This is a genomic window from Pararhizobium sp. O133, from assembly GCF_051669845.1.
Lineage (GTDB): Bacteria > Pseudomonadota > Alphaproteobacteria > Rhizobiales > Rhizobiaceae > Pararhizobium.
Genome location: NZ_CP196426.1, coordinates 1994479 through 2010374, shown reverse-complemented (window position 1 = coordinate 2010374; position 15896 = coordinate 1994479). Strand labels below are relative to the sequence as shown.

The window sequence follows — 15896 nt, the reverse complement described above, 5'->3', positions numbered from 1 at the left end:
ACTGCATAATTCCTTAAACCGGAATCGGTTTAAGGATGAAATTATGCAGCAGGTATAAAGTGCTACAGCGAACCTGAGTGCGTCATATATGACGCACGGCGCTGTAGGGTGAGGGGCAATCGCGCCAGAAATCCGGTCGTGTTGCGCTTACGCTGTCATATCGCGCGGTGAGCGGCACGCCGGCAACCTCACCCCTTGCCCAAAAATCTCAAGGCTTGCGCTTGAACAGTTCCAGATAGGCGTTGGCGACGGCTTCCTCGGAAAACTGCTCCATCAGGGCTTCTCGGCCACCCATTGCGATCCGATCGGCCAGTTGTCGGTCGTTGATCAATCGCTCGATCGCCTTGCTGAAACCGTCAGTATCATCGATATCGACCAACAAACCGTTTTCGCCGTCGCGCATGAACCAGACCGGGCCTTCGGACCGGCTGGACACGACAGGTTTTTCCTGAGCCCAGGCTTCGAGGATAACATTGCCGAGCGGCTCGTGGCTCGAGGGCATGACGAAGATATCGGCCGCGGCCACATAAGGCCGCGTGTCCGTCTGCCAGCCGAGGAAGCGCACGCGATCGGTGACGCCCAGATCGGCAGCGCGCTTGCGGACATTTTCCATTTCCTCGCCATCACCAGCGAGCCACAGAAACACACCCGGCAGCTTCGCAACCGCTTCGGTCAACAGCGCGAATCGCTTGCGCGGCACGAAACGGCCCATCGACATCACCACCGGCACACCCTCCGGCGTATCCAGGCTCTTGCGATCGATAGGCGCGACCCGTTCGGTATCGGTGAAATTGGAAATCACTTCGACACCGCGCGTCCAGCCGATGCGGCGGACATGCTCGCCGATCCCGGGCGTGTTGCAGACGAGAATGTCGGTATTCTTGAAATAGCTGAGATTGGTCGGGTAGTCGCCAAGACGGGAAATCTTGATGCAGCCCTTGTAGTTCGGCATCAGGCGGCTGGCGCGCGTTGCCCAGGAAAACAGCGCGTCCGGCTTTTCCGCCTTGGCCATCTGCATGACCTTCATCGGCAGCAGCAGCCGATCCGGCGACAGATTGCGGAAATTGCTTTCGACAAGCCGTGCATAGGGCGCGATATCCTTGCGCCACAGGCGGTTCGGACGGATGACGGCAGTCTGCTCGACGCCGCGCCGGGCGAGCGCATGCACGAGGTGGACGAAGAAGCGCTCGGCGCCGCCTTCCTTGCCGAAATGGTAGTGCATGACCTTCATGGCGTCCTCATTTGCCGCGCTTGCCGCGCACGCTGTCTAAATCCTGATCGTCGAAATTCGGCCGGTTCTTGAGCGCATGCCGCTGGAACATCTTCGCCTGCGTCAGGAATGCATAAACGCCGCCGGTCGCTGCCTCGATGAAACCGGGAAAACCGCAGCGCCAGAGGCCATTGCGGAAATAGAGCCGGAAGAAATAGAGCCATGGGCTGACCAGCATCTTCCAGGGACGCGGCGGCTTGCCGGCGGCGAAATGCTGGTCGGCCTTCAGGGTCGAATACTTGTTTTCCTTGAGGATCTGCTCGTCGATCACAAGCGGCCGGTAATGCAGCAGGCTGCCGGTCGCCGCCGGTTCCACCTTACCATCCGGCACGATACCCTCATGCACCTTCTGCGCCAGATCATAGGCGCCCTTGCCCTTGCGGATCAGCCGCAGGTTCTTGCGCTCGCGGACCTTTTCCGGCGTGTAGCCATAACCGATCAGATAGGGCCGCCGCGCAATGCGCCAGCCGACCGTATCGGCTGGAGCCTCAAGCAGGGTCGGCAGCAGCGCCTGCAAGGTTTGGTCCAGCCGCTCGTCGGAATCGATGTTCAGGCACCAGGCTTCAGCGCATTGTTCGAGCGCGAACTGCTTCTGCCCGGCATAACCACGCCAAGGCTCGAACAGGAAGCGGACCGGCCAGCCCTTGTCGATATAGGATTGCACCAGAGCCGCCGTACCGTCGGTCGAGCCGGAATCGACGATGACGATTTCCGCGCAGCGCTCGAGACTCTCGATGCAATTGCCGAGATAGGCTTCCTCGTTCTGGCAGATGATGAAGGCGGATAGCGGGAGTTTCGGTGCCATTAAGGGCGTCCTTCAGGCCGCGCGCGCGAAATGAGAGGTCTTGCGGTTGCTGCTCAGCATTTTGTAGCCGCGCGCGGCAAGGCTCGATACCAGCGCTGAAATTGCCTCTTCGCCGACGATATGGGGGTGCAGTTCGACAATGATATGGGCGATGTTCTTGAGATCGACCGCGAGCAGTTCGATCTCGGCGCCCTCAACATCCATGATCAGGGTCTGCGGATCGTGTTTTTCCAGAACGTCGGCAAGCGCCTCGGCCTCAACGACGATCTGCTTGTCGTCGCGCTTGCGGTCGTAGAGGCTGGACGAGATGATATTGTCGCTCTTGAAGAAGGTAATCGGCGCGCCATCGACCGTCACCGCCTTCATGGTGAGGTTGGGCGTCATGCCGTTCAGCGCGAAATTCCGCTTGATCGTCGGCTCAAGCTCCGGATTGGCCTCGTAGCAATAGACATTGCCCTCACCGCAGATGCGCTGGGCAACGAGGCTGACGAAGCCGATGCCGGTGCCGATTTCCAGCGTCCGCATGCCAGGCTTCAGGATTTTGGCGATCAGGTCACGCTCGGTGTCCTCGTAGATTTCGCGAAAGATCAACTCACGGACATTCTCAGGGATATGCCCGACGGTGGTATCAATCGTTACCCCGCCAAGCCGGACGGTGCGAACGTTGAACATGTAGCGGATGCTCTTGCGCAGCGATCGCAGCAGTCTTTTCAAAATACCTGATCCTATCGTGATGACCGGAGACGCCGATGCAGCAACTGCCACGAGGCGCCTAGATCTCGATGAGCGCGACGTCCTTGACCTGACGAATGGTCAGCATTGTCCGCACGGTATCCACATTGTCCGTGGCCGTGAGCTCTTCAATAACGAAATCCTGAAAGCCTGCAAGGTTTTCGGCCACGCACTGCAGGAGAAAATCGGATTCGCCGGAGACCATCCAGGCCTCGCGCACCAGTGGCCAGTTGGCCGTCTGCTTGGCGAAGGCCTTCAAGTTGGCGTCCGACTGGTGCTTGAGGCCGACCATGCAGAAGGCGACGAGATCGTAGCCGAGGGCCGGTGCGTTGAGCAGCGCGCGGTAACCACGGATGATGCCGGCCTCTTCCAGCTTGCGGACACGGCGCAGACAGGGCGGCGCGGAAATGCCGACGCGCTCGGCAAGCTCGACATTGGTCATCCGCCCGTCGTCCTGGAGCTCGCGCAAAATCTTCATATCGATTGCATCAAGTTCGACGCGCATCACCATGGCCAAGGTTCCCGTTTTTCTTTTTTGATCCGACTATCGCGGATTGCTTATTCTTACTATTGCCCGCGACGCTTCAAAAGGCGCGCCGGGCTGCCAACATAAATTCCATAGGGCTCCGTCGTGCCCTTGACCACTGCATTCGCACCGATGACACAGCCTTTGGCGATATGCGAGCCGCCCAGGATCTTCGCACCGGCGCCAATCCACACATCGTCCTCGATGACGATCGGTTTTGCCACGACGCCCTGCATGGTAATCGGCTTGGAGATATCGTCGAAGCGGTGGTCGAAGGACACGATAACGACATGGGCGGCGATGCGCACGTCGTTGCCGATCCTGATGCCGCCGAGACCGTAAAGGATACTATAGGGATTGATCGAGACATTGGAGCCGATCTCGATACTGCCCTTCTGCGCGTCGATGAACCCGCCGCGATGGATCTTGAGCCTGTCGCCGATGACCACGCGCCCGCGATAGGCATCGATGAAGGCGCCCCAGCGGATTTGCGCCTTGCGGCCGACGCGCAGACGTCCCGGCAGCAGCAATCCGCGCAGAAGACAGTAATAATGGGAGAGCGACCCGATCCGCATGCCGGTCAGCCCTTCCCGCCATATCCGGGCGACCAGATGGACCGCATGAAGCCGCGCTCGACGAGTTGCTCGGGCGACGCATATTTCAACGTGCCGTCATACACGAAATCAAGGTCGCCGCTGGCGGCGACCGTGTCGAGGATACGCTGATATTCACGGGCGCCACCGAAATACTGCTTGTCGGCGACGGCCGCCTGTGTCTTCTCGTGATAATCGGCGAAGAACTTGAAATGCAGCAACACGCCAGCGATCGGCGCGAAATTGCGGTCGAAGGGGACCGGCTGGTGGATGCTGATGCCGAAGCTGCAGGCGTCGTCCCAGTATATCAACGGATATTTCATCATTTCGGCTTCCGCCGAAAACTTGCGCCTCCGGGGACCGCCGGCAAGGCTGAGGAACCGCTTGTGCTTCTCGATGACATAACCGTCGCCATCGATGCAGTCGGCGACCTCCCAGGGCATGGCGTCGGTCGAGCCGTCAAAGGCGAAGGCGCTGACGGCCCCGCCGGGATACATATCGATCATCGGTGCCGCGAACCGGCGCTGGCCGAGGCTTTCGAGCCGCGCGATCAGCTCCGGCAGCGGCTTTTCGAAACAGCGGTCATAGACGAGATATTCATCCGCATCGATATTGAGATACCAGCGGTTCTTGCCGTAGCGCGCAAACAGCGCCTCGCGCCAGAGCTTGCCGCGCCGCGCCTCGCCGTAACGCACGGATGACGTCCAGACATCGACGTCAGGCTGGGCACAGAGCAGTTCGCGCGTCCCATCATCGGACTGATCGTCGACGCAGATGAATCGGGTGACGCCGAGTGCGCGGTAATGGGCGAGCAGCGAGCGCATGAATTTGAGATCGTTATGCGCCAGAAACAGCAGCGGCATATCGTGCGCCGTGAGCGGCCGGAATGCCGCTGGCGACAACGGTGCCAGTGGCACGGTTTCGGTCTTGCTGTTGCGCCGTGCCGCGACACGGCGGCTGTCGAGCCAGGTTTGGAACCGGTGAAACAGCGAGCGCCTGTAGTCGAAAGCGCCGTTTTCCTTGAACGGATATGAGGATTGCCGCTTGTTCACTGCCCGTTCTGTCCCGCTTGGCGCCCGTTCTGCCCTGCCGGGCACGTGTGGATCAAGTCTTGTCGGTAACACGTATTGTGATGGAAAAACGAGAGGTTCGGGCAGTGTCATGCACAAAAACCTCGATCCGAAAGGCCAATCGGGCAACACATCTGTGTGTATCAACCGACGCGCCCTTGAAACAGGGGCGTGGGAATCCCTAAACTAGAGCTCAATTTCTCACCATTGGACGAAGCCGGACGATGCTATACCGTTCTGGCGATCGAAGGACCAAGACCATGACTGCCCTAAGCCGACACACGAAAGTTCTCATCATCGGCTCCGGCCCGGCCGGCTACACGGCTGCGATCTATTCGGCGCGCGCCATGCTCAATCCGGTGCTGATCGCGGGCATGGAACAAGGCGGCCAGTTGATGATCACCACCGATGTCGAGAATTATCCGGGTTATGCCGATCCGGTCCAGGGTCCGTGGATGATGGAGCAGATGCTCAAGCAGGCACAGCATGTTGGTGCCGAGATCGTCAATGATCTCGTTACAGACGTCGACCTGTCGGTTCGTCCCTTCCGCCTGAAGACCGACAGCGGCACCGACTGGACGGCCGACGTGCTGATCATCGCCACCGGCGCCAAGGCGAAATGGCTGGGCATCGAAAGCGAAGCGACCTTCCAGGGCTTCGGCGTTTCGGCCTGCGCCACCTGCGACGGGTTCTTCTATCGCAACAAGAACGTCATCGTCGTCGGCGGCGGCAATTCGGCGGTCGAGGAAGCGCTCTACCTGTCGAACCTCGCCAAGACCGTGACGGTCGTGCACCGTCGCGATCATTTCCGGGCCGAAAAGATCCTGCAGGAACGCCTGTTCGCCAAGGAGAACGTCGAGATCATCTGGGACCACGAGGTTACCGAATATACCGGCACGCCGGCCAAGCCGCCGATGCCGGCCTCGGTCAGCGGCGTCAGGCTGCGCAACACCAAGACGGGTGCGACCCGCGACATGCCGATCGACGGCGTCTTCGTGGCCATCGGCCATGCGCCGGCGGTCGAGCTTTTCAAGGACAAGCTGCGCCTGAAGCCCAATGACTACCTCTGGACAGCCCCCGATTCGACCGCCACTGACGTGGCCGGCGTTTATGCCGCAGGCGACGTGACCGACGACATCTATCGTCAGGCGATCACGGCGGCCGGCATGGGCTGTATGGCGGCACTGGAAGCGGAAAAATATCTGGCGGGCCACATGCCTGTCGCAATTGCGGCCGAATAGAAGCCGCGAATAATCGGAGCGGTCAAAGGCTGCTCCCGAGTGGGAACAGACAATCAGCCTTATGGCGGGGAACAACGAGGCCGTTCTCCGCCACGAGCATTTATTGGGGGACGGCATGCCGCTAGACTGGGACAAACTGCGCATTTTCCATGCGGCGGCGGAAGCGGGATCATTCACCCATGCGGCCGACAAGCTGCATCTTTCCCAATCGGCCATCAGCCGGCAGGTCTCCTCGCTCGAGCAGGATGTCGGCATCAAGCTGTTCCATCGCCATGCCCGCGGCCTCATCCTCACCGAACAGGGCGAAATCCTCTACAAGACCGCCCATGAAGTGCTGATGAAGCTCGAAAGCGTTCGGGTCCAGCTGACCGAAAACACCGACAAGCCCACCGGCAAGCTGCGCATCACCACGACCGTCGGCCTCGGCCAGGGCTGGCTGACCGACAAGGTCCAGGAATTCCTGTCGCTCTACCCCGACATGCAGGTCCAACTCATCCTCGACAACGAGGAACTGGACGTCAACATGCGCCATGCCGACTGCGCCATCCGGCTGCGCCAGCCGCAGCAATCGGACCTGATCCAGCGCAAGCTCTTCACCGTGCACATGCATGTCTACGCGGCCCCCTCCTACATCAACAAATATGGCGAGCCGCAATCGATCGAGGACCTCGACAACCATCGCATCATTACCTTCGGCGAACCGGCGCCGAACTATCTGCTTGACGTCAACTGGCTGGAAATCGCCGGCCGCGATTCGGACAATCCGCGCGCCTCGCACCTGCAGATCAACAGCCAGACCTCGATCAAGCGCGCCTGCCTGCTCGGCATTGGCATCGCAATGATGCCGGACTACATCGTCGGTCGCGATCCCGGCCTCATTCAACTTCCGATCGGTGCCGACATTCCGTCGTTCGACACCTATTTCTGCTATCCGGACGAAATGAAGAACGCCGCCAAGCTGAAAGTCTTTCGCGATTTCATCGTCGCCAAGGCCCGTAACTGGAACTTCTAATTCGTCTTCGCACCTGCACAAAAAACGCTCTCTATATTCCTTCTAGACAAACTGCTGTTTTAACTGATTTTTTCCCAGAACCGCAGAATTCGGGGGACCGCAAGGGATTGAAATCGCCTGAAATTTGCGCAGGGGTGCGTCGGACACATGGCTGTCATGCACATTCAGTGATTGCGGCGCGCCCAAAAAACCAGCATATCGACTGCAGCTGATGCATCTTGGTGGCTTTTTTCCTCCCAGTGCCACCGCAGCAGCTGTTCCCCTCTGGAGGTTTAATTACCTTCATAACTATAAAGGGCCCAAGTTTTCTTGTGGCCCTCTTTTTTTGCCTTGGATTCAATCACATCGCTAAAGTTGCAGATTTTTTGTGACGAATGTCATTGAAACCGGCGCGATCCGCCCCATATCAGTTACAGCTGATGCGCATGGTGGTCCTTCTCCTCCCAGTACCACCGCAGCAGCTGTTCCCCTCTGGAGGCTTTGACCTTCACACCTAAAAAGGGCCCGGTTCTCCAGTGGCCCTCTTTTTTTGCCCAAATTCCTCCTCTGCCAAATCCGTTTCACGGGTTCGTGACTTGAATATCGAAAATCCTCGATTTATGTATCGCTATATCGAGATTTAACGATACATGGCGACCGGAATGGACAAGGATGAAATTCTCAAGGCATTGGCGCACCCCAAGCGGGTCGAGATGCTCGGCTGGATGAAGGAGCCGGAAGTGCATTTCTCCGAGCAGCACCATCCGCTCGACATGGGCATCTGCGCCAGCCAGTTCGAGCGTTGCGGCCTGTCCCAATCGACCGTATCGGCGCATCTGTCGACGCTGCAGCGCGCCGATCTCGTCACCACCAAACGTGTCGGCCAGTGGATCTTCTACAAACGGAACGAGGATACCATCCAGGCGTTCCTGAAGGACATCGGCACCACGCTCTGACTGTCCCGCCGCCTATGCCTCCCAAGCATGACTGCAAGAACCCGCAACGAAAAGGACTTCCCATGACCTCCCTCTTCGACCCGATCAAGATTGGCGATATCGAACTTGCCAACCGTATCGTCATGGCACCGCTGACCCGCAACCGCTCTCCGGGCGCCGTGCCGAACACGCTCAACATCACCTATTATGAGCAGCGCGCCTCCGCCGGCCTGCTGATCACCGAAGCAACCGCCATCACCCATCAGGGCCAGGGCTATGCCGACGTTCCCGGCCTCTATACGAAGGAAGCGCTCGATGGCTGGAAGCAGGTGACCAGCGCCGTGCACAAGGCCGGCGGCAAGATCGTCGTCCAGATGTGGCATGTCGGCCGGATCTCGCACACCTCGCTGCAGCCGAATGGCGGCAAGCCAGTCTCGGCCTCGGCCATCCAGGCCAAGTCGAAGACCTATCTGATCAACGAAGACGGAACCGGCACGTTCGCCGAGACGTCGGAGCCGCGCGCGCTCGAACTGTCGGAAATCCCCGGCATCCTCGAAGATTACCGCAAGGCCGCCCGCGCGGCTGTCGATGCCGGCTTCGACGGCGTCGAGATCCATGCAGCCAACGGCTACCTGATCGACCAGTTCCTGCGGTCCGGCTCCAACGTGCGCACCGACGAATATGGCGGCCCGATCGAAAACCGTGCCCGCTTCCTGTTCGAGGTCGTCGACGTCATCACCAGGGAAATCGGCGAAGGCCGCACCGGCATCCGCATCTCGCCGGTCACGCCGGCCAATGACTCGTCCGACCCGGACGCGCAGGCCCTGTTCACCTATGTCGTCGAGGGGCTGGCAAAGTACAAGCTCTCCTATATCCACATCATCGAAGGCGCCACCGGCGGCCCGCGCGACTTCCAGCAGGGCGACAAACCGTTCGACTACAAGGCGCTCTGCCAGGCCTATGAAAAGGCCGGCGGTGAAGCTGCCTGGATGACCAACAACGGCTACGACCGCAACCTGGCCATCCAGTCCGTCGCAGACGGCAAGACCGACCTCGTCGCCTTCGGCAAGCCCTTCATCGCCAATCCGGACCTGGTGCAGCGCCTGAAGGACAATGCGCCCCTCAATACGCCGGACCAAGCCACCTTCTACGGCGGCGGCGCCAAGGGGTATACGGACTATCCGGTACTCGACCAGAAGGTCGCCTGAGCGACCCTGCGCAAGTGACGTATCCACCCGCTCTCATGGGAGCGGGTGGTTTTGTTTTGGCCGGAGCATTCCAGTAAAATCCAATGCCCCGAAATCTGGTATTCTCGCTGTACATCGCCGACCTGCGGGCCTAGAGCTTCGGCAAATTGCTGGAGACCCCGATGCACCTGCGTGACGCCGAAGAAGCCGACCTGCCCGCCATCCGCGATATCTACAACGACGCCGTGCTGAACACGACGGCGATCTGGAACGACACGCAGGTCGATCTCGAAAACCGCGCCAAATGGTTCGCGGATCGCCAGCGGGCCGGCTATCCCGTCATCGTCGCGGTGACCGATGACGGCGTGATCGCCGGTTATGCCTCCTTCGGTGACTGGCGGGCTTTCGACGGCTACCGGCATACTGTCGAGCATTCCGTCTATGTGGAAAAGAACCAGCGCGGCGGCGGTATCGGCAGGTTCTTGATGCAGGCGCTGATCGAGCGGGCCGCAGCCTGCGGCAAGCATGTCATGGTCGCCGGGATCGAGGCCAACAACGCGGCATCCATCCGCCTGCACCAGACGCTCGGTTTCGAGATCACCGGACAGATGAAGGAAGTCGGCACCAAGTTCGGACGCTGGCTAGACCTGACCTTCATGCAACTCACCCTGCCCGGCTCAGATCCGGTTTAAAAACCGCCGGACGTTTCGCCCTTTCGGGAATGATGCTATCAGAAACCGGGGCGCGAGGGCGTCGGCGGTTTTGATCCCATGAACCATGGAAAGACCATTCCGGGCGCGGCAGCCGCGCTGATCCTGTCGGTTGCGGCTGTCCCCGACGCATCCGGTCCGGCGCGGGCCCAGCCGGAATGGCGCGCTCCGCCCTGCCTGTTCTCGACCGCGCTGGACAAGGGTGGGCTCTGCATCCGGGCAAAGAGCTACGGTCGTGATATCTGCACGGCGCTCGAACACTTCGCCAGCCGCAATGCTCTGCCGAACGATTTCTTCGCACGGCTGATCTGGAAGGAAAGCCTGTTTCGGCCGGATGCCGTCAGCGACAAGGGCGCGGAAGGCATTGCGCAGTTCATGCCCTCGACGGCGAAGATGCGCGGCCTTTCCAACAGTTTCGACCCGCTGCAGGCGCTCGACAAATCCGCCGAATATCTGGCGGCACTGCGCGACCGGTTCGGCAATCTCGGCCTGGCGGCTGCGGCTTACAATGCCGGTGAGGCCGGGCTGGAAGGCTTCCTGCGCAACGGCAACCTGCCTTTCGAGACGCGCGCCTACGTGATCGCGATCACCGCGCATCCGGTCGAGGACTGGAAGGACGATCCGCCGGACAAACCGGCCCTGCCGCTGGATGAGACAAAGCTGTTTCACGAAGCCTGCACGGCGCTGGCCGAAACGCGGAACCTGAAGGAGATCGTCTTTGCCGAGGAAGGCCCTTGGGCGCCTTGGGGGGCGCAGCTTGCAGCACACTTCCAGAAGCCGGTGGCCGAGCGGCTCTTCCTGAAAACCGTCGCGCGCATGCCCGCCCCTCTCAACGCGGAAAAACCGCTGATCCAGCGCGAGCGCAATCGCGCCTTCGGCAGCCGCCTGCGCTACACCGCCCGCATTGCCCGCCAGACGCGGGCGGAAGCCGATGCGGTCTGCATTGAGGTCCGTAGAAGCGGCGGCGCCTGCATCGTCTTCAAGAACTGAGCCACGCCAAAAGCCGCCGGGCGATCAACACGCTGACCGCCGTGAGGAGCACGGCATGGGCCGCATGCAACGCCCGGATCGCCTTCGATGCACTGATCGAGGGACTGCTCGCCTACATGGGCAGATGATCAACCCTGTGAACGGATGCGGCTGCGCCACCCGCCGGGATGCTGCCGCGCTTCGGCGCCAGCGCCTTCACCGAAAACAGCGAATAGAGGATAAGCGGCAGACAGATCATGTAGGAAATGCGGATGCCGAAATGTTCGGCGACGAAGCCGAGCAGCGGCGGGGCGAGGAAAAAGACGACGAACGTCACCTGCCCCAGCGCCGCGACATTCACCTGCGCCGACCGATCGGTGCGCTGGGCGGCGGCCGAGACGGCCAGAGGATAGACCGCGCTGCAGCCCGCCCCCATCAATGCAAAACCGAACAGCGCGACATAAGCATGTGGCGCCAGCCAAACGGCCGTCAAGCCGATGGCGGACAGCAACAGCAGCGCCGACGCGACCGTGCGGGCGCCGAACCGATCGACGATCGGATCGACGAACAGCCGGGCCATCGCCATGAAGAAGGTAAAGAAGGTGAGCCCGAGGCCGCCGATAAACGGTTCCACGGCAAAGACGTCGCGCATGTAGATCGCCGACCAGTCGATACCCGCGCCTTCGACGAGGAATGCAGCGATGCCGATGATGCAGAGCGGCAGCAGCCCGAGGGTCGGCAGCGCGAACATCGGCGCCTTCGCTTCCTCGACCAGCACCCGTGGCGGCGCCGGCCGGATGCCCGAGATCGCCGCGACGCCGACGATGACGACCAGGACCAGCGTCACGCCGAGATGCAGGTGCATGGAAATATCCGCCTGGCGCACGACCGAGGCGATCAGTGCCGTGACGAAGAAGCCGAGGCTCCAGAATCCGTGGGCGCGGTTCATGATGCCGCGCCCAAGCTGTGCTTCGAGACGGTCGATCTCGACATTGAGGTTGATTTCCAGCGCGCCCGCCAGCAGGCCGGCGCAAAACAGCACACAGAACACGGCCGGCGCCGCCCCCACCCAGGGCACGATCGCAAAGGCCGTTGCCGTTCCGAGAACGGTGATGAAAGCGGTGGTGCGCGCGCCAAGATGCGCGATCAGCGGCGAGGACAGCGTCAGCGAGATCAGCGCGCCGATCGCCATGCCGATCAGCGTCAGGCCCAGCTCGGACTTGTTGACTCCGAGCGCCATCTGCAGGTCCGGCATGCGCGCCAGCAATGCGCCAAGCGAAATGGCGAACAGGAAGAAGCAGGTGTAGATCCTGTGGTGCGGCGCGATGGTCATGATATTCTCCTCTGGCCCGTCGTTTAGCGGGAAACGGGCGAGGACGGAACCCGCGATGCGTGTTTGCGATCGCGATTTGGGGCCGAAGTGCTAAAAGTCACTACATGCGTGATGGGTGAGAGGAAACCGGCGAACTTTCCCAGCCAATAGCAACCATTGACGAAGCACGACCCTACGTGTCTGAACCTTGCGCACCGCAGCCGCAATGCGCAGATTGCTGACGAAGCCGGTTATTCCGAATTCTCCCTCATTACCGGGCTTGTCCCGGTAATCCAGCAGCACCGCGTCTGCGGTGCACAAAGCCCTTTCACGCGACAGACGTCGCGTGGCTGGATTACCGCCACAAGGGCGGTAATGAGGAAAAACAATGGATGCGCCTTGAAAAACCGCGTGTACAAGTCATCATGCACGCATGAAGGGTTACGTCTACATTCTCGCGTCGCAGCGCAACGGAACGATCTACACCGGTGTCACGCGTGATCTGCCGGGCCGGCTTTACGAGCACCAGAACGAACTCACTCCCGGGTTTACATCGCGGTACGGCGTGAAAACGCTGGTTTGGTTCGAAGAATACGATCTTTTGATCGACGCGATCCAGCGGGAAAAGAGCATCAAAAAATATACGCGGAATGGAAGATCAACTTGATAGAGCAGATGAACCCTGAATGGGCGGATATTTCCCATTATCTGCATGGGCTGTGAATTCGTTTCGACGCGGACGGTTCGTCCGAACATCGTCTCACCACCAGGGTGAACGGCAACCTTCAGGCACCCCTATTCTCCCTCATTACCGGGCTTGTCCCGGTAATCCAGCCACGCGACGTCCGTCGCGTGAAAGAGTCTTCCGCACCGCAGACGCGGTGCCGCTGGATTACCGCCACAAGGGCGGTAATGAGGGGATTGGGGATGCACCTTGAAAAACCGCGTGTACAAGTCATCATGCACGCATGAAGGGTTACGTCTACATTCTCGCGTCGCAGCGCAATGGAACGATCTACACCGGCGTCACCCGTGACCTGCCAGGTCGGCTCCACGAGCATCAGAACGAACTAACTCCTGGCTTTACCTCTCGATATGGCGTGAAAACGCTGGTTAGGTTCGAAGAATACGATCTTTTGATCGACGCGATCCAGCGGGAAAAGAGCATCAAAAAACATACGCGGAATGGAAGATCAACTTGATAGAGCAGATGAACCCTGAATGGGCGGATATTTCCCATTATCTGCATGGGCTGTGAATTCGTTTCGACGCGGACGGTTCGTCCGAACATCGTCTCACCACCAGGGTGAACGGCAACCTTTCAAGCGGCCCCAAATTCTCCCTCATTACCGGGCTTGTCCCGGTAATCCAGCCACGCGACGTCCGTCGCGTGAAAGGAGCCTTTTCACCGCAGACGCGGTGCCGCTGGATTACCGCCACAGGGGCGGTAATGAGGAAAAACAATGGATGCACCTTGAAAAACCGCGTGTACAAGTCATGATACACGCATGAAGGGTTACGTCTACATTCTCGCGTCGCAGCGCAACGGAACGATCTACACCGGTGTCACGCGTGATCTGCCGGGCCGGCTTTACGAGCACCAGAATGAACTAACCCCAGGCTTTACATCGCGGTATGGCGTGAAGACTTTGGTATGGTTCGAAGAATACGATCTTTTGATCGACGCGATCCAGCGGGAAAAGAGCATCAAAAAATATACGCGGAATGGAAGATCAATTTGATAGAGCAGATGAACCCTGAATGGGCGGACATTTCCCATTATTTGCATGGACTGTGAGTTCGTTTCGACGCGCACCATTCGCCGAGTATCATCTAAGTACCAAGGCCAACTGTAACATTCAGGCGCCCCCTATTCACCCTCATTACCGGGCTTGTCCCGGTAATCCAGCAGCACCGCGTCCGCGGTGCAGAAAGCTCTTTCACGCGACAGACGTCGCGTGGCTGGATTACCGCCACAGGGGCGGTAATGAGGGAAGATTCGAGGCGGTTCGAAAACGCAAGCACACTTGCGAGTCAACAAAAAACCCGCCAAGGCGGGTTTCATCCAATAATTTCAATCCTTACTTGCAAGCCGCGCAGAAGCGCTGGATGCGCTTGCAGGCTTCCTCGAGCTGCTCTTCCGAGGTCGCATAGGAAATGCGGAAGTTCGGGCCAAGGCCGAAGGCGGAGCCGTGGACAACGGCGACGCCTTCTGATTCCAGCAGTTCGGAAACGAAGTCCTCGTCGGTCTCGATGACCTTGCCGCTCGGCGCGGTCTTGCCGATCAGGCCCTTGCAGGACGGATAAACGTAGAACGCCCCTTCCGGCGACGGGCACTCGATGCCCTTGGCCTGGTTGAGCATCGAGACGACCAGATCGCGGCGGCCTTCGAAGATCTTCTTGTTTTCCGGGATAAAATCCTGGGTGCCGTTGAGCGCCTCGACGGCCGCCCACTGGGCGATCGAGCAAGCACCGGAGGTCTGCTGGCCCTGGATCATGTCCATCGCCTTGATGAGCGCGAGCGGGCCGGCCGCATAGCCGATACGCCATCCGGTCATCGCATAGGCCTTGGAGACGCCGTTCATGGTCAGCGTGCGGTCATAGAGCTTCGGCTCGACTTCGACCGGGGTCGCGAACTTGAAGTCGCCATAGGTCAGGTGCTCGTACATGTCGTCGGTCAGGATCCAGACATGCGGGTGCTTCAGGAGCACGTCCGTCAAGGCCTTGAGTTCGGCATGGGTATAGGCGGCACCCGACGGGTTGGACGGCGAGTTGAAGATGAACCACTTGGTCTTTTCCGTGATCGCCTTGTCGAGGTCGTCAGCCGTCAGCTTGAAGTTGTTGGCCTGGGTGGCTTCGACGAACACCGGGGTACCGCCGCAGATCGACACCATTTCCGGATAGGACACCCAGTAAGGTGCCGGAATAACGACTTCATCGCCCGGATTCATCGTTGCCATGAAGGCGTTGAAAAGAATCTGCTTTCCGCCGGTGCCGACGATCGTCTGGGCAGCGGTGTAGTCGAGATTGTTCTCGCGCTTGAACTTCTTTGAAATCGCCTCGCGCAGTTCTGGTATGCCCGAGACCGGCGTGTACTTCGTCTCGCCGCGGTTGATCGCGTCGATGGCGGCCTTCTTGATATTGTCCGGCGTATCGAAATCCGGCTCGCCGGCGCCAAGCCCGATCACATCGCGACCCTTGGCTTTCAGTTCCCGGGCTTTCTGGGAAACGGCGATGGTGGCGGATGGCTTTACACGGGAAAGGGCGTCGGCAAGAAAGGCCATGATATGTTTGTCCTGATCAGGTTGAAACAGCATGCGGCCGAAGGAGCCTATCTCACGGCTCCCTGAGCGGTTAGGTGTATGTCGAAAGACAGCCCCGGTTTCAAGCGCAAACAGCCCGGAAATCCGGCAAAATGCGTGACCATGACAATGTTTCATGGATGCTATCAGCCATCCGGATGAATCAGTTTGTCGGCGACGGCTCGGATGCCGCTGAAATGACTCCATTTTTGCACGCTCGCCCAACAGAAATGTGAGCGCACGGCAAGACGCC

At 59.8% G+C, this 15896-nt stretch carries 15 protein-coding genes and 3 pseudogenes; 10 read left to right on the top strand and 8 right to left on the bottom strand.

Going from position 1 to position 15896, the window contains the following annotated elements:
- Window positions 1–208: 208 nt before the first annotated feature.
- Genes ACST81_RS09705 through ACST81_RS09680 form a run of 6 tightly spaced genes read right to left on the bottom strand, consistent with a single transcriptional unit; the run spans window position 209 to window position 4915 of the window.
- On the bottom strand, window positions 209–1231 hold the full coding sequence (locus tag ACST81_RS09705) for a glycosyltransferase (protein ID WP_438752783.1): 1023 nt from the start codon (window positions 1229–1231) through the stop codon (window positions 209–211).
- Window positions 1232–1238: 7 nt separating this feature from the next.
- Window positions 1239–2075 (bottom strand): glycosyltransferase family 2 protein, encoded by an 837-nt coding sequence (locus ACST81_RS09700; RefSeq protein ID WP_438752781.1) that lies wholly within the window; start codon window positions 2073–2075, stop codon window positions 1239–1241.
- A 12-nt stretch (window positions 2076–2087) separates the two neighbouring features.
- The gene (locus ACST81_RS09695; protein ID WP_438752780.1) at window positions 2088–2789 is read right to left on the bottom strand and encodes an FkbM family methyltransferase; all 702 of its coding nucleotides are present in this window, start codon (window positions 2787–2789) and stop codon (window positions 2088–2090) included.
- Between the two features lie 58 nt (window positions 2790–2847).
- Complete coding sequence (locus tag ACST81_RS09690) at window positions 2848–3318, bottom strand: Lrp/AsnC family transcriptional regulator (protein ID WP_438752778.1); 471 nt, start codon at window positions 3316–3318, stop codon at window positions 2848–2850.
- A 56-nt stretch (window positions 3319–3374) separates the two neighbouring features.
- Window positions 3375–3917 (bottom strand): acyltransferase, encoded by a 543-nt coding sequence (locus ACST81_RS09685; protein ID WP_438753470.1) that lies wholly within the window; start codon window positions 3915–3917, stop codon window positions 3375–3377.
- Window positions 3914–4915 carry a glycosyltransferase family 2 protein gene (locus ACST81_RS09680; protein ID WP_438753468.1) on the bottom strand — a complete coding sequence of 334 codons (1002 nt, stop codon included), beginning with the start codon at window positions 4913–4915 and terminating at the stop codon, window positions 3914–3916. Before ACST81_RS09680 ends, ACST81_RS09685 begins: the two co-directional genes overlap by 4 nt.
- Window positions 4916–5256: 341 nt before the next feature.
- Here ACST81_RS09680 and trxB point away from each other — a divergent pair, with 341 nt between their 5' ends.
- From trxB to ACST81_RS09650, 6 genes are all read left to right on the top strand, one after another.
- A complete protein-coding gene (trxB, locus tag ACST81_RS09675) occupies window positions 5257–6237 on the top strand; it encodes a thioredoxin-disulfide reductase (RefSeq protein WP_438752775.1) in 981 nt (326 codons plus the stop codon).
- Window positions 6238–6352: 115 nt separating this feature from the next.
- Window positions 6353–7249, top strand: coding sequence for a LysR family transcriptional regulator VtlR (locus tag ACST81_RS09670; RefSeq protein ID WP_438752773.1), 897 nt, complete (start codon window positions 6353–6355; stop codon window positions 7247–7249).
- 641 nt (window positions 7250–7890) lie between these two features.
- Window positions 7891–8184, top strand: a complete 294-nt coding sequence (locus ACST81_RS09665) for an ArsR/SmtB family transcription factor (RefSeq protein WP_438752770.1) — start codon at window positions 7891–7893, stop codon at window positions 8182–8184.
- 62 nt (window positions 8185–8246) lie between these two features.
- Window positions 8247–9371: an alkene reductase gene (locus tag ACST81_RS09660; RefSeq protein ID WP_438752768.1), complete on the top strand. Its 1125-nt coding sequence runs from the start codon at window positions 8247–8249 to the stop codon at window positions 9369–9371.
- Between the two features lie 161 nt (window positions 9372–9532).
- Window positions 9533–10042 (top strand): GNAT family N-acetyltransferase, encoded by a 510-nt coding sequence (locus ACST81_RS09655; protein ID WP_438752766.1) that lies wholly within the window; start codon window positions 9533–9535, stop codon window positions 10040–10042.
- Window positions 10043–10120: 78 nt separating this feature from the next.
- Window positions 10121–11050: a transglycosylase SLT domain-containing protein gene (locus ACST81_RS09650; protein WP_438752763.1), complete on the top strand. Its 930-nt coding sequence runs from the start codon at window positions 10121–10123 to the stop codon at window positions 11048–11050.
- Between the two features lie 112 nt (window positions 11051–11162).
- On the opposite strand, the gene ACST81_RS09645 is transcribed toward ACST81_RS09650, so the two are convergent.
- A complete protein-coding gene (locus ACST81_RS09645) occupies window positions 11163–12362 on the bottom strand; it encodes an MFS transporter (RefSeq protein WP_438752761.1) in 1200 nt (399 codons plus the stop codon).
- Between the two features lie 412 nt (window positions 12363–12774).
- On the opposite strand from ACST81_RS09645, the pseudogene ACST81_RS09640 reads away from it, so the two are divergent.
- The 3 pseudogenes from ACST81_RS09640 to ACST81_RS09630 all read left to right on the top strand — a co-directional run bounded on the left by ACST81_RS09640 (window position 12775) and on the right by ACST81_RS09630 (window position 14139).
- Window positions 12775–13064: pseudogene (locus ACST81_RS09640) on the top strand (GIY-YIG nuclease family protein).
- A 245-nt stretch (window positions 13065–13309) separates the two neighbouring features.
- A pseudogene (locus tag ACST81_RS09635) lies at window positions 13310–13599 on the top strand (GIY-YIG nuclease family protein).
- A gap of 250 nt (window positions 13600–13849) precedes the next feature.
- Window positions 13850–14139 (top strand): annotated as a pseudogene (locus ACST81_RS09630) (GIY-YIG nuclease family protein).
- Between the two features lie 283 nt (window positions 14140–14422).
- Here the strand turns inward: ACST81_RS09630 and ACST81_RS09625 are convergent.
- The gene (locus ACST81_RS09625; RefSeq protein WP_438752758.1) at window positions 14423–15625 is read right to left on the bottom strand and encodes a pyridoxal phosphate-dependent aminotransferase; all 1203 of its coding nucleotides are present in this window, start codon (window positions 15623–15625) and stop codon (window positions 14423–14425) included.
- 131 nt (window positions 15626–15756) lie between these two features.
- On the opposite strand from ACST81_RS09625, the gene ACST81_RS09620 reads away from it, so the two are divergent.
- Complete coding sequence (locus ACST81_RS09620; RefSeq protein ID WP_438752756.1) at window positions 15757–15879, top strand: hypothetical protein; 123 nt, start codon at window positions 15757–15759, stop codon at window positions 15877–15879.
- Window positions 15880–15896 lie beyond the last annotated feature (17 nt).

Bases quoted from the DNA above. Each gene is read 5' to 3' on its own strand.
- ACST81_RS09705 (WP_438752783.1), bottom strand. From the start codon at position 1,231: ATGAAGGTCATGCACTACCATTTCGGCAAGGAAGGCGGCGCCGAGCGC.
- ACST81_RS09700 (WP_438752781.1), bottom strand. From the start codon at position 2,075: ATGGCACCGAAACTCCCGCTATCCGCCTTCATCATCTGCCAGAACGAG.
- ACST81_RS09690 (WP_438752778.1), bottom strand. From the start codon at position 3,318: ATGGTGATGCGCGTCGAACTTGATGCAATCGATATGAAGATTTTGCGC.
- trxB (WP_438752775.1), top strand. From the start codon at position 5,257: ATGACTGCCCTAAGCCGACACACGAAAGTTCTCATCATCGGCTCCGGC.
- ACST81_RS09670 (WP_438752773.1), top strand. From the start codon at position 6,353: ATGCCGCTAGACTGGGACAAACTGCGCATTTTCCATGCGGCGGCGGAA.
- ACST81_RS09665 (WP_438752770.1), top strand. From the start codon at position 7,891: ATGGACAAGGATGAAATTCTCAAGGCATTGGCGCACCCCAAGCGGGTC.
- ACST81_RS09660 (WP_438752768.1), top strand. From the start codon at position 8,247: ATGACCTCCCTCTTCGACCCGATCAAGATTGGCGATATCGAACTTGCC.
- ACST81_RS09655 (WP_438752766.1), top strand. From the start codon at position 9,533: ATGCACCTGCGTGACGCCGAAGAAGCCGACCTGCCCGCCATCCGCGAT.
- ACST81_RS09650 (WP_438752763.1), top strand. From the start codon at position 10,121: ATGAACCATGGAAAGACCATTCCGGGCGCGGCAGCCGCGCTGATCCTG.
- ACST81_RS09645 (WP_438752761.1), bottom strand. From the start codon at position 12,362: ATGACCATCGCGCCGCACCACAGGATCTACACCTGCTTCTTCCTGTTC.
- ACST81_RS09625 (WP_438752758.1), bottom strand. From the start codon at position 15,625: ATGGCCTTTCTTGCCGACGCCCTTTCCCGTGTAAAGCCATCCGCCACC.
- ACST81_RS09620 (WP_438752756.1), top strand. From the start codon at position 15,757: ATGCGTGACCATGACAATGTTTCATGGATGCTATCAGCCATCCGGATG.